We start from the raw sequence: 12,422 nt of genomic DNA, 5'->3' as shown, positions 1-12,422 counted from the left end.
AAATTCATTGAAAGTCAGGTGGATTTGTGGTTTAGTTGGAAAAATAAGGTACCGAATTGGAAATTTTTTCTCAGAATGCCAGATTTTTTAACTTCCAAAAAAATGTTTTAAGTAAGCAAAATCAGGTAACTTAAAACGTGATTTTGACACGGAAACTTTTTTTCAATCTCGCAGAATAAAATTTTCGCAATCGATTGTTTGTAGAATTTGAAAACATTACATACCTTTCAAACGGTTATTCATACATTGAATATCTACAATAGGTTTAATAGGTTTGAGAGATAAAAAAGGTCTGGACGATGTTCGGACCTTTTTTGATTTATGGGGTTTTTGTGCTTGATTCGTGTTTTCACCAATCATGATGCGTACCCAAGTCAAGAGATGTATTCTCAGCAAATTTTCTTTGTTGATCATTGTGTTGTTGGCGGCGTGTTCCTTTCAGAAGGAGAAATCCGAGGAAGTATCCGACACCAGCCAATTGAGCAAGGAGGAGGAAATGGCCCAATTGCTGGCCTCAGGTATCCAGCAAATGCCTGCTTGGCAGTCCCATTGGAAATCCATAGATAATTCGTTTGACCCCAGTGCTTTTCAACTCAGCAAACAGCTGGAGTATGAGGATTTGGAATGGCCGGAGGAGAACTTTATCCAAGCGGGGAATCCTTTTTTCCCCTATCTCATTCCCCATCCCGACGGATTGGGAGTGGTGGATATCTACAGCTATAAAGTAGTAATTCCTGAGGAGGGAAGTGTGGCTTTCAATCCCGATTCGGAGGTGATTTTTTTCAGATCCAATGGCATGCGGCAAAGACTCTTGTTCATTGGGCCTTCGGGAGGATTTCAGGAAGCTGTGTGGGTATCACCTGACTATTTGATGGTATCCGGATTTTTTGAATATGAAAATGGCGTCAGTCCGATGGTTTGGCTGGTCAATGTGGCCGATAGAAGCTATATCGAGTATTCCAGCCCACTTCGGACATCCCAATATCCCAAATCGAAATACCTGAGAGAGAAGTTGAAGAACATTCCTTTCCCCCAAGATGAAGCTGGTACAGATCGTCAATAGGCTGGAAATCTTGCTCAGGCAACCCTTGCCGGGGATCGAGGGGCAGCTTTCTATGGCACCGATGCCGATTGACACCAAGCGGTTCCAGATTCGGGAAGACCACCGCAAAGGCGCCGTACTGATGCTGCTTTTCCCGGACCAAAGCAGTGCCTTTGTCCCCTTTATCAAACGGCCCGAATATCCGGGCGTGCATGGAGGTCAGGTATCTTTTCCAGGCGGGAAATTCGAGGAAGGAGATAGCTCGTTGGAGTCTACGGCGCTGAGGGAAGCAGAGGAAGAGATCGGGGTGGATGCATCCAAAGTCAAGATTTTGGGGTACCTGTCAGACGTTTATATCCCCCCCTCCAATTTTTTGGTACGGCCATTTATCGGTTTTGTGGAGGAAACGCCGCTATTCAAGCCTGATCCGATAGAAGTTGAGCGGATCATTTCTTGCCCTTTTCCTGAACTGATTGATTCCAAAATCCGCAAAATCACCAAAGTGAAGGGTAGTTCGGGCTTTCAGTTTGATGCACCGTATTTTGATATCGACAGGGAAGTCGTATGGGGTGCGACAGCCATGATGTTGGGTGAGTTTACCTTTCTCTGGGAAAAATCCAGACTTTGATCTTTTGGGCTTTTGTGGTATTGTTGTAAGCAAAGCTGGAAACCTATGCAAGAGAATGTTCCCCTGATTGCCAACGATGCCGTTGTATTTGGTTTGTTGATGACCATTTTGGCTTTTGTTTTTGCCACTTCGGCGAGTAAGAAGCCATTTTGGACCAAGTTTTACAGGATCGTACCCTCGGTGCTCCTGTGTTATTTTATTCCGGCTGTTTTCAACTCGCTTGGCATTATTTCAGGAGAATCTTCTGGTCTTTACAAAATTGCCTCCCGCTATATGTTGCCAGCCTCGCTGGTGCTTTTGACGGTAAGTATCGATCTGAAAGGGATTTTGAAATTGGGGCCAAAAGCCTTAATTATTTTTTTGGCGGGGACAGTGGGTGTGATGATCGGTGGACCGATTGCACTTTTTACTGTATCCCGATTCTTCCCGGATATTCTTTCAGGGACAGGACCTGACGAACTTTGGAGGGGGCTTTCCACGATTGCGGGAAGCTGGATAGGAGGAGGTGCCAACCAAACGGCCATGTTGGAGGTTTTTGGAGCGAGCCCGGCATTGTTCAGTCAGATGATCGCAGTGGATGTACTGGTAGCCAATCTTTGGATGGCGGTATTGCTGTATTGGGCGGCAAAGCCCGAGAAAATCGACCGTTTGTTCAAGGCAGACAGCAGCGCCATCATGGAGCTTCAGGAAAAGGTCGAAAAATACCGCGCCGGAATTATGAGAATGCCAAACCTGAGTGATACGATGGTGATCCTGGGCGTAGGGTTTGCGATTACTGGTCTGTCGCACTGGATTGCGGACATTGTAGCGCCTTTTATTGGTACCAATTATCCAAACTTGAAGCAATATTCGCTTGATTCGACCTTTTTCTGGATCGTGGTGATCGCGACGACGGGCGGATTGCTGTTGTCCTTTACCAAAGCCAGGGAGTTAGAAGGTGTCGGCGCGTCCCGATTGGGTTCGGTGCTGCTGTATATCCTTGTCGCTACGATCGGGATGCAGATGGACTTGGGCGCGGTCTTGGATAATCCCGTTTTCTTCCTGATTGGAATTATTTGGATCATCATCCATATGCTGACGATGCTGATTGTGGCTTACCTGATCAAGGCACCGTTCTTTTATGTGGCTGTTGGTTCGCAGGCCAATATCGGCGGCGCGGCTTCAGCACCCATCGTAGCTTCCGCCTTCAATCCATCCCTGGCGCCCGTGGGTGTGCTGATGGCCGTATTGGGATATGCCGCGGGTACTTATGGCGCCTATCTTAGTGGCTTGGTCATGCAGTGGGTATATGGGATGTAATCATCAAGCAGAATGTAAGAAGGGAAAGGCAGTTTGGATTTGGCGAAAACAAGAATGACTATTCAACCAGCCAATTCTATTGGTGGTCGTGGTCACTTTCTTAATAAAATGACGAATAATGAACAACGAATATCCAATGTCGAATTTTGAAAACCCTAGCTAACGCCGGAGAGTTTCAGGAGTTACGCTACACTTGGTTCTTGGTGCTGAACCTCGTACTTCCAACCTCGTACCTCTAACTTCGTACTTCTAACCTTATATGGGTAACCACCGGAAATTCATTTTCATCTGCAATGGCTCCGACTGCAAGGGGGAAGGCTGCAAGGAATTGGGCAAAGAAATCAAAGAATTGACCCAGTCTGGGCATAACAAGGGTAAATTCAAGATTATCAAGACCAAGTGTATGGATTTTTGTAAATCTGCCCCAGTCGTCATTTATCACAATGAGGTGATCAAAAAGGCAGACATCGCCCATGTAAAGAAAAAAATCGAACATTGATTGACACCAAAAAAAAAAAGGCCGAATCATCTTCGGCCTTTTCTGTTGTTGAAAATCAGTTCGATCAGTCAATTCCATTGAAAAACCTGCTCCAACGGATCTTGTTGAACATGGATTTGTGCTTGTCCAAAGAGAGCCACAGGAACCAAGCTTTGCCCACGATATGGTCTTCGGGCACAAAACCCCAATACCTTGAATCCAATGAATCGTGCCTGTTGTCTCCCATCATGAAATAATAGTCCTGCTTGAAGGTGTAATTCTCGACTTTTTGACCGTCGATAAATAGCTCGTTGTTTTCAACTTTCACATCCTTATGTCCTTCGAACTTCTGTATAGTGTAGGCGTACTTTGCGATATTGTCTTTGTTTATCTCGATTGTCCAGCCTTTGCCGGGGATTTCCAAAGGACCGTAGTTATCCTTGTTCCAGCCAAAATAGGAACCATCAGGGAATACCCTTGGGTCACCAAGACCAACGCGATCCATACGTTTGGTGATATTTCCGACCGCGGGGGATTTTTTCAATTCCGCAATGATTTCTTCGGTCGCCATGACCATATAGCCTGAGGCATCGGAAAAGGGACGATAACTGTCCTGGTTGATGCCGTATTCGTCAAAGAAATCAGAGGTGAGGTTTCTGCTGCTCATCACGTCGTAGGAAAACTGCATCTCTGCGGGATTCTGCTGCGCCTCGCCGTTGACAAAAATCTGCGTTTCCCTGATTTCAAGGACGTCGCCGGGAATCGCCACTGCCCGTTTGATATAATTAGTCTTGAGATCTACAGGATATTCCAATTCTGCGGGATAGTTGAAAACCACCACGTCATTCCTCTCTACATCCGAAAAACCGGGAAGCCTATAGTAGGGCAATTGGATCCAATCCACATAAGAGTTCATGTCGGTCCCCCAGATTTTTTGGTGGGTGAGCGGAACCTGAAGCGGTGTTCGGGGAACGCGTGTTCCGTAATGCATTTTGCTCACAAACAGGAAATCGCCTACAAGGAGCGATTTTTCCATGGAAGCAGTTGGGATTGTAAATGGTTCTAACAACAACCACCTGATTAAGCTTGCGGCAATCACCGCAAACACCAAAGCGTCTACCCACTCACGGGCAGCTGATTTTTTCTTTTTTGGTTCAGTCATCGGAATTTAAATTTCAGAAAGATAGGAATTCGTTCATCGAAAATATGCCTTTTCTACCGATTATCCATTCGGCCACAAGCACCGCACCCAAGGCGAAGCCCTTGCGGCTATGGGCTGTATGTATGATCTCGATGTCGTCGATTTCGGATTGGTAGCGTATAATATGGGTGCCAGGCGCGGGATCTATTCGTTTGGAGGTGATGGGTAAAACGTCAGCGCCTGTGGTTTGGCCTTGGTTGAGCTCCCAAGATTTAACCTCTTTTAACTCTGCGAGGATGCCTTCGGCCAAGGTAATTGCCGTGCCGCTCGGCGCATCTTTTTTCTCGGTATGGTGGATTTCTTCGATGCTGGCCTTGTATTCGTGTTGGCCCTTCATCAGCGACGCCAAAAACTGATTCACTTTGAAGAAGATATTGACGCCAATGCTGTAGTTGGAAGCGTAGAAGAATGCTGTATTTTTTGCCAAGGTCATCGCCTCTACTTCAGGTTTTCTCTCCAACCAGCCTGTGGTCCCGGAGACGACAGGTATACCCCTGCTGATGGCCCAGGAAATATTTTCAACTGCGGCATCTGGTTGGCTGAACTCGATTGCCAGGTCAATTGAAGCTGGATCGAGTTTTTCCAAATCAGCGCGGTTTTCGATATTAATTTTTCCGACTATGGAATGCCCTCGGGATTCGGCGATTTCACCGATGATTTTTCCCATTTTTCCATAGCCCAATAATAGAATGTTCATCTTTTAAAATTTGATCTTAAGGGAAAGGCCCGTGACGGTACCGCCTGCAGCGAGCATCTCAAAGTTGGGTTCGAACTTGAAACTCAGGTCATCAGTCACATCAAAGGCCGACAAGTGCGCGTCCACAAAGGCATCTACTATATTGAGTGCATAAATACCAACAAACAGGAAATAATTCAAATCCCTATTACGGCGCCAATAGTCGATGTTACGCACCAAGCCTTCCCTGTTGAGGCCCGGAAAAGGCCTGTCTGTACTCGTTGGATTTTGGTCGTAAATCGCCAAGGCGTCCAAAAACAGCTCGTAGCGCCTGTTGTTGTACTCGATAAAATAGATGTTGGCGGCAAAGCCCGTATAGATGATCGGTACCTTCCAAGGCTTGCCGTTGTAGATTTGTCCGGCACCAGGAAGGATTGCGGAGAGGATCATCGCTTTACTCGGATTTTTGATTTCTTTCTGCGTAAGCTCCAACTTGATCGTATCCTGTGTGTCCGAAATAAGCCTTTGGGCCTTGCAATTGACGAAAGTGCAAAAAACAAAAAGAGCAATGAGCGTAAGTACCTTCATTGCTTGTGTGGGGGATATCACCCTTGTATGCAATCTTTCCTTTTCCAAGGCTTAGATGATCTCCAATATTTCCAAAATTCTGTTCAGGTCTTCCGAGGAATGGAACGGGATTTTGATCTCGCCTTTACTTTTAGCGTCAGACTTCAGATGTACCTTTGTCCCAAAATGGTTGGCAAGCCTTTGCTGGATTTTTCCCAATTCATATTTTTTCAAAGGATCCAAAGCGGGTTCCTGTCTCTCTGTTTTTTCCTCATTCTCTTGGTTGAGGGATTTTACAAGTTCCTCCACTTTTCTTACGCTGAGGTCTTCGGCGAGTACCTTTTTGAAGATCGCCAATTGCTTGTCGATACTGTCTACGTTAATTAGCGCCCGGGCGTGGCCCATGCTGATCCTATTGTCCCGAAGACCTGCTTGGATATCGGGCGGTAGTTTAAGGAGACGGAGGTAATTGTTGACTGTAGTTCTGTTTTTGCCTACGCGGTCGCCCAGTTCTTCCTGCTTGAGGTTGCACTCTGCGAGTAGCCTTTGGTAGGAATGGGCGATTTCCAAGGCGTTGAGGTTTTCCCTTTGAATGTTTTCGATCAGAGCCATTTCCAACATCTGTTGGTCATTGGCAGTGCGCACATATGCGGGAATTTTTTCCAGCCCCGCCATTTTGGAAGCTTGGAACCTTCTTTCTCCCGAGATCAATTGGTATTCTCCCTCGGCAAGCTTACGTACCGTAATCGGTTGGATGATACCTTGTACCTTGATGGATTCGGCGAGCTCTTCCAAGGCGGTTTTGTCAAAATGCGTCCTTGGTTGAAAAGGATTGACTTGGATGTCCGAAAGGCTGATATCATAGATCCCTGCCACCGGATGTGATGGTATCAGGGTTTCGTTTTTTGTTTTTTGTGGAGAATCCTGCAGCAAGGCCCCCAATCCTCTACCCAGCGCACTTTTCTTTGGGGTTGGTTTTTTGTCGTCCATAGCTTCATTCATCAGTTTACTTTTTCCATGCCGTTTTTGACGGCAATTTCCTGTGCCAAATTCAGGTAGGCCACAGCGCCTTTACCCTCCGCATCAAAAGCAATCACCGGAAGGCCAAAGCTTGGCGACTCGCTCAGGCGGACATTTCGAGGGATGATCGTTTCGAACACAAGGTTTTTGAAATGCAACCGCACTTCGTCCACGACTTGGTTGGAAAGCCTCAAGCGTACATCGTACATCGTCAGGAGAATTCCCTCGATTTCCAAATCCGGGTTGAGACGGGTTTGGATAATTTTAATCGTATTGAGCAACTTGCCCAAACCCTCGAGCGCGAAATATTCGCACTGAACCGGAATGATCACAGAATTGGCAGCCGTAAGGGCATTGATCGTAATGAGCCCGAGGGATGGAGAGCAGTCAATGATTACAAAATCGTATTTGTCCTTGACATGCTGGATCACGGACTTCATCTTTTCCTCCCGGTTTTCGAGGTTGATCATTTCCACCTCGGCACCGACCAGGTCTATGTGAGAGGGGACAAGGTCAAGATTTTCTATTTCTGTCTTGTGGATGATGGTATGGATATCCACTCCGTCAACCATGCATTCGTAGATGCTTTTGTCGATTTCTTTGGGATCATGTCCCAAACCTGAGGTAGTGTTTGCCTGTGGGTCAGCGTCTATCACCAGGGTTTTGTATTCCAATACCGCCAAACTTGCCGCGAGATTCATGGCAGTGGTCGTTTTTCCTACGCCTCCTTTCTGGTTGGCGATTGCGATTACTTTTCCCATAAAATACCTTAGAGGGTAATAGAGTCTCCAATATTAAGCAAAATCAATTCTTTTCCTGCCTCGGCTGCGGCTTTTTTTGCCGCCTCTTGGTCGATGGCGATGTACGGAAATGTGTCGTAATGCATTCCGATGATCCGCTTTGTTCCCACCCAATCCGCAGCTTTGATTGCGTCCATGATACCCATTGTGAAGTTATCACCGATCGGCATGATCGCGAAATCAACCTTGAATTCCTCGCCAATCAGCTTCATGTCGTATGTAAGGGCCGTGTCGCCCGCGTAGTAGAAGCAACCTTCGGCATGCTCGATCACAAATCCTCCTGGATTCCCACCGGAAGCGCCGTCGGGAAGCGTACTGCTGTGGACGGCAGCCACGGATTTTACTCTACCAAAATCAAACTGTTTGCTGCCTCCGATATTCATTGGGTGGTATTTTTCCACACCCTTTTGGGCAAACCATACTGCGATTTCATAATTGGAAACGATCATGGCGTTGTTCCTTTTGGCAATGCTTTCGGCATCTGCCACATGGTCTTCGTGTCCATGACTTAGCAGAATGTAATCCGCACCTATCGATATCGGGTCGATTTTGGACGCTTTTGGATTGGGGCTGATAAATGGGTCGAAGAGTACGTTTTTGTTTTGGATTCTTGCGAGAAAGGAAGAATGTCCGAGGTAGGTGAGTTCGATCATGAAGGAGGATGATTGGATTACCTTAGCTTACAAATATATCATTTATATTTTTCCACGAAACGAATTGTTATCCACATGTCGGTTTCCGAAATGTTAATTCGCTGGCTATGAGCCTGCAAGGAGCGACAAAAAAAGGAGGCTCTCAGGAGCCTCCTTTTTATTGTTTCTTTTTGTTGGCCTCGGCGGCCTTCATGGCATCTTCCAGTCTTTGCTGGAATTTTGACTTCTTTTTGTTGACATTCTTGACCTTGTTGGCTTCGATTTTTTCGCGGATTTTGGCATCATCGACAAAGAGCTTGATCAAAGCTTGTTGCCCGAATGTGACCATGTTGGAGACGAAATAATAGAAACTTAACGCAGCCGGGAAGGAGTTTAACACAAACATAAACACCACCGGCATGATGTAGCCAAGGTTTTTCATTGGCCCGGCCTGTGCAGTCAGCTGGTTGTTGAAATGGGTATAGGCAATCTGCGACACCGTCATCAATATCGTAAACAAGCTGACGTGCGAACCATAGAAAGGAATCGCAAATGGTAGCCTCAGGATCGAGTCATAGGTAGACAAATCATGCGCCCAAAGGAACGACTGTTGGCGAAGCTCAATCGCATTGGGGAAGAAAAAGAACATCGCAAACAGGAAAGGCATCTGCAGCAACAGCGGCAAGCAGCCCGAAATCGGACTCACGCCCAACTGCCCGAAGAGTTTCATCTGCTCCTGCTGCATTTTGGTGGGATCGTCGCCGTATTTTTCTTTCAGCTCGTCGATTTCCGGCTTGATGACCCGCATCTTAGCCATCCCGATGTAGGACTTGTAGGTCAGTGGAAACAGCGCCAACTTGATGATCAATACGATCAGGATGATGATAACCCCATAGTTGGTGAAGTATTTCTCCAAAAACTGGAACAGGTTGACAATGATGTATTTGTTGACCCAACTGACAAAGAAGTAGCCCATGTCCACGTTCTTTTCAAAGCCATCGGTGACTTTTTTGAGGACGTTGTAGCGGTTGGGTCCAAAGTAATATTGCACCGCCGCTTGGTTGTTTTCAAGTGGTAGCACGAGTGAAACCGACACATTCTTGATCGATAAGGTGTCTTTGGGAGTCTCCTGGAGAAGTTTCCCGCCTGAAAACGCATTGCCCGCAATGATACCCGTAGTGAAGAATCTTTGGCTGAAGCTTACCCATTTGGTGGCTTCGGTGAGCTCACCTTGATCGGTCTCCGCAGTGGTGCTCAAGTAATCGTAGCTGCCTGCCGCGGAGAAGAAATTGATGTTGGTCTTTCTCCTCGATTCCTCGATATCAGCTTCCTGGCGGGTAAGCCTGTCATTCCATTGGATCTGGACTTGCTTGTCTTTCAGATTGGCTGCGAAGCCGTTGATCTCCAAGTTTTTGTCCACCACATAGCTGCCATTGCGGAGGGTGTAGGTGCGGACGATTGAACCATTTTCACCTTTTGCAATGAACGTCAAAACCGAAGCCTCGACTTCATCCACCACGGTTTTTGAAACGGTGGGATTGAAATAAAACTGATTCAGGCTCAGCGTTCCTTTATCTGTCTGGATGCTGTAGGAAAGGTCTGAACTGTTTTGGTCCAAAAGGAAAACGGGACGCTGGTCCCAAGTCTTGTATTCCTTCAGTTCGACTTTCGTGATTTCGGCGCCTTTGGTATTGAAGGTGACGATGATGTTGTCATTTTCCAACACCACTTCCTCGGCTGCACCTTTGGTCATCGGCGCAAATGCACCAAATTGTCTGACTGCTACCAAGTCCTGAATGCTGTCATTCAGTTCGACTTGGGAAGCTTCTGGGGTCGTTTCGGTGGGGTTTGAGGGGCTCGCCACCTCAGTCGTTGTGGTGTTTTCTTCGGTTGGTGATTCTGGTGGCTTTGCGAAAAAGATCGAATACACCAGCAATACTGCTGCGAAAAGGATCAAGCCGATCGCTTGGTTTCTGTCCATATTTTAAAATTAGTACTTATCCATTTACAAGTGGCAGACAAAAGAAATCCATCTTGGAACCTTGGATTGCCGATGTGTTTGGACAAATGTGATGCAATTATTTGATTTTCTTGTTGGCAATGGTTGCGCTGATAAACTTCACAAACAATGGATGCGGATTCAGCACGGTACTCTTGTATTCTGGGTGGAACTGTGTACCCAAAAACCAAGGATGGTTTTTGAGCTCCACGATTTCCACCAATTTTGAATCTGGGTTGATGCCGGAAGGAATCAGGCCATGCGATTCGATTTGCTCCAGGTATTCGTTGTTGAACTCGTACCTGTGGCGGTGCCGTTCGTGGATTTTGTTTTTCCCATAGGCCTGCGCCGCCTTGCTGCCTTTTTTGAGTTCGCAAGGATACGAACCCAAACGCATCGTTCCGCCCATGAGTTGGACATTTTTTTGTTCTTCCATTAAGGCAATCACGGGATGGGGCGTATTTGGAGCCATTTCGGTGCTGCTGGCATTTTTCAGACCCAATACATTGCGCGCAAATTCGATTACGGCAACCTGCATTCCGAGGCAAATCCCAAAGAACGGCACCCCATTTTCGCGCGCAAATTTAACGGTTTCTATCTTTCCTTCAAGTCCTCTTTCCCCGAATCCCGGCGCCACCACGATTCCGTCGAGGCCTTCTAGTCTGCGGGTGACGGTCTCCGGCTGGAGGTCTTCGGAAGAGATCAGCTTGAGGTTGACCTTGCTTTCGCAAGCCGCCGCCGCATGGGTAAACGCCTCGATAATTGACTTGTAGGCGTCGGGAAGGGAGACGTATTTGCCGACGAGGCCGATCGTCACTTCTTGGGTCGGATTTTTGAGTTTGCCAAGGAAATCTTTCCATTGCTCGAGATCGGCGTTGTTGCGGGTACCCATTTTGAGCTTGCTCATGACTCGCTCGTCGAGTTTTTCCTTTTTCATCAGGAGTGGGACGTCGTAGATGGTCTCCGCGTCCATAGCCTCGATGACGCTGTTGAGCTCGACGTTGCAGAAGAGGGAAAGTTTCTTTTTGACCTCGATCGGAAGCGGATGTTCGGTCCGGCAAACAAGAATGTCCGGCTGGATACCCGCTTCGAGGAGTTGCTTGACAGAGTGCTGGGTCGGCTTGGTTTTGAGTTCCTTGGCCGCCGCGAGATAAGGAATCAGGGTCAGGTGGATTACGAGGAAATTGCTGGCGCCGATTTCCCATTTGGCTTGGCGCACCGCTTCGATGAAGGGAAGCGATTCGATATCCCCCACGCAGCCACCGATTTCAGTGATGATGACATCGTATTTGCCATCCTCGCCCAACTTGAAAAAGTTCCGCTTGATCTCATCCGTGATGTGCGGGATGACTTGGACGGTTTTGCCAAGGAATTCGCCCTTGCGCTCCTTGGTAATGACGTTGAAATAGATCCTGCCCGTGGTGACGTTATTGGCCTGGGAAGTCGGAGTATTGAGGAAGCGCTCGTAGTGACCGAGGTCCAAATCCGTCTCGGCGCCGTCCTCGGTGACATAGCATTCCCCGTGTTCGTAAGGGTTGAGCGTCCCCGGGTCGATGTTGAGGTACGGGTCAAATTTCTGGATGGTGACGCTAAAACCTCTGGCTTGGAGCAGTTTGGCCAAGGAGGCGGCGATGATGCCTTTTCCCAAGGAGGAAGTCACGCCTCCGGTGATAAAGATATATTTGGTGGATTGGCCCATAAGAAGGGTGGGATGTTGTTGCGTTTGGTTTCTTATGGGATTCAAAGGTAGGGGAAATTTTCGAAAGGATTGAGATGAGGGATTGGAAGATTGAAAAATTAGAAAATTGGGAGATGTTTGGTGATAAAGCTCCAGATAAGGTCTATAAGGCATAAAGTCGAAAAATCTGCTGGCTGACAATACGCTTAAACGCTGCCTCAATCCCTGAGCTTTCCCAATTGTATAAAAACCTGATTTTAAGCTGATTATTTTTGGCTGGGAAAAAATTGAGTTTGATATGGGTAGGCCTATATTTGTTACAAGGCCAACATTTCACCTGATCGAGGATCATTGGATATTTGGTTCGGAATCATGCTTTTCTAGTTTCTTGGGGCTTAGATC

The 12,422-nt window shown here is 47.1% G+C and carries 12 protein-coding genes; 4 read left to right on the top strand and 8 right to left on the bottom strand.

Features of this window, described 5'->3' with window-relative positions:
* Positions 1-358 precede the first annotated feature (358 nt).
* The 4 genes from C943_RS00745 (at position 359) to C943_RS00730 (ending at position 3,468) form a co-directional block, all read left to right on the top strand.
* Positions 359-1,063 carry a bifunctional isocitrate dehydrogenase kinase/phosphatase gene (locus C943_RS00745; RefSeq protein WP_245545491.1) on the top strand — a complete coding sequence of 235 codons (705 nt, stop codon included), beginning with the start codon at positions 359-361 and terminating at the stop codon, positions 1,061-1,063.
* A complete protein-coding gene (locus tag C943_RS00740; RefSeq protein ID WP_040478391.1) occupies positions 1,038-1,670 on the top strand; it encodes an NUDIX hydrolase in 633 nt (210 codons plus the stop codon). Before C943_RS00745 ends, C943_RS00740 begins: the two co-directional genes overlap by 26 nt.
* 45 nt (positions 1,671-1,715) lie before the next feature.
* Entirely contained in the window at positions 1,716-2,969 is a 1,254-nt protein-coding gene (locus C943_RS00735) for a DUF819 family protein (protein ID WP_008623376.1), read from the top strand.
* Between the two features lie 259 nt (positions 2,970-3,228).
* On the top strand, positions 3,229-3,468 hold the full coding sequence (locus C943_RS00730; protein ID WP_008623374.1) for a (2Fe-2S) ferredoxin domain-containing protein: 240 nt from the start codon (positions 3,229-3,231) through the stop codon (positions 3,466-3,468).
* Between the two features lie 64 nt (positions 3,469-3,532).
* Here the strand turns inward: C943_RS00730 and lepB are convergent, their stop codons facing one another.
* The 8 genes from lepB to C943_RS00690 form a co-directional block, all read right to left on the bottom strand.
* Complete coding sequence (gene lepB / locus C943_RS00725; protein ID WP_008623373.1) at positions 3,533-4,609, bottom strand: signal peptidase I; 1,077 nt, start codon at positions 4,607-4,609, stop codon at positions 3,533-3,535.
* 13 nt (positions 4,610-4,622) lie between these two features.
* The gene (gene dapB, locus C943_RS00720; protein ID WP_008623369.1) at positions 4,623-5,345 is read right to left on the bottom strand and encodes a 4-hydroxy-tetrahydrodipicolinate reductase; all 723 of its coding nucleotides are present in this window, start codon (positions 5,343-5,345) and stop codon (positions 4,623-4,625) included.
* A 3-nt stretch (positions 5,346-5,348) separates the two neighbouring features.
* Entirely contained in the window at positions 5,349-5,960 is a 612-nt protein-coding gene (locus tag C943_RS00715) for a DUF5683 domain-containing protein (RefSeq protein WP_245545490.1), read from the bottom strand.
* Between the two features lie 3 nt (positions 5,961-5,963).
* Complete coding sequence (locus C943_RS00710; RefSeq protein WP_040478483.1) at positions 5,964-6,881, bottom strand: ParB/RepB/Spo0J family partition protein; 918 nt, start codon at positions 6,879-6,881, stop codon at positions 5,964-5,966.
* Between the two features lie 11 nt (positions 6,882-6,892).
* On the bottom strand, positions 6,893-7,672 hold the full coding sequence (locus C943_RS00705) for a ParA family protein (protein ID WP_008623365.1): 780 nt from the start codon (positions 7,670-7,672) through the stop codon (positions 6,893-6,895).
* Between the two features lie 8 nt (positions 7,673-7,680).
* The gene (locus C943_RS00700; RefSeq protein WP_008623364.1) at positions 7,681-8,364 is read right to left on the bottom strand and encodes a metal-dependent hydrolase; all 684 of its coding nucleotides are present in this window, start codon (positions 8,362-8,364) and stop codon (positions 7,681-7,683) included.
* Between the two features lie 157 nt (positions 8,365-8,521).
* Positions 8,522-10,324, bottom strand: coding sequence for a membrane protein insertase YidC (gene yidC / locus C943_RS00695; protein ID WP_008623363.1), 1,803 nt, complete (start codon positions 10,322-10,324; stop codon positions 8,522-8,524).
* 97 nt (positions 10,325-10,421) lie between these two features.
* The gene (locus tag C943_RS00690; RefSeq protein ID WP_008623362.1) at positions 10,422-12,041 is read right to left on the bottom strand and encodes a CTP synthase; all 1,620 of its coding nucleotides are present in this window, start codon (positions 12,039-12,041) and stop codon (positions 10,422-10,424) included.
* Positions 12,042-12,422 lie beyond the last annotated feature (381 nt).

The sequence above is a fragment of the Mariniradius saccharolyticus AK6 genome, from assembly GCF_000330725.2.
GTDB classification, from domain to species: domain Bacteria; phylum Bacteroidota; class Bacteroidia; order Cytophagales; family Cyclobacteriaceae; genus Mariniradius; species Mariniradius saccharolyticus.
Note: the sequence above shows the minus strand (reverse complement) of the source record. Positions and strands in the feature narration are given on the sequence as shown.

What these genes read in the sequence shown, in the direction of transcription:
- C943_RS00710 (WP_040478483.1), bottom strand. Translation starts at nt 6,881, where the DNA reads ATGGACGACAAAAAACCAACCCCAAAGAAAAGTGCGCTGGGTAGAGGA.
- C943_RS00700 (WP_008623364.1), bottom strand. Translation starts at nt 8,364, where the DNA reads ATGATCGAACTCACCTACCTCGGACATTCTTCCTTTCTCGCAAGAATC.
- dapB (WP_008623369.1), bottom strand. Translation starts at nt 5,345, where the DNA reads ATGAACATTCTATTATTGGGCTATGGAAAAATGGGAAAAATCATCGGT.
- C943_RS00690 (WP_008623362.1), bottom strand. Translation starts at nt 12,041, where the DNA reads ATGGGCCAATCCACCAAATATATCTTTATCACCGGAGGCGTGACTTCC.
- C943_RS00730 (WP_008623374.1), top strand. Translation starts at nt 3,229, where the DNA reads ATGGGTAACCACCGGAAATTCATTTTCATCTGCAATGGCTCCGACTGC.
- yidC (WP_008623363.1), bottom strand. Translation starts at nt 10,324, where the DNA reads ATGGACAGAAACCAAGCGATCGGCTTGATCCTTTTCGCAGCAGTATTG.
- C943_RS00705 (WP_008623365.1), bottom strand. Translation starts at nt 7,672, where the DNA reads ATGGGAAAAGTAATCGCAATCGCCAACCAGAAAGGAGGCGTAGGAAAA.
- C943_RS00740 (WP_040478391.1), top strand. Translation starts at nt 1,038, where the DNA reads ATGAAGCTGGTACAGATCGTCAATAGGCTGGAAATCTTGCTCAGGCAA.
- C943_RS00735 (WP_008623376.1), top strand. Translation starts at nt 1,716, where the DNA reads ATGCAAGAGAATGTTCCCCTGATTGCCAACGATGCCGTTGTATTTGGT.
- C943_RS00745 (WP_245545491.1), top strand. Translation starts at nt 359, where the DNA reads ATGATGCGTACCCAAGTCAAGAGATGTATTCTCAGCAAATTTTCTTTG.
- lepB (WP_008623373.1), bottom strand. Translation starts at nt 4,609, where the DNA reads ATGACTGAACCAAAAAAGAAAAAATCAGCTGCCCGTGAGTGGGTAGAC.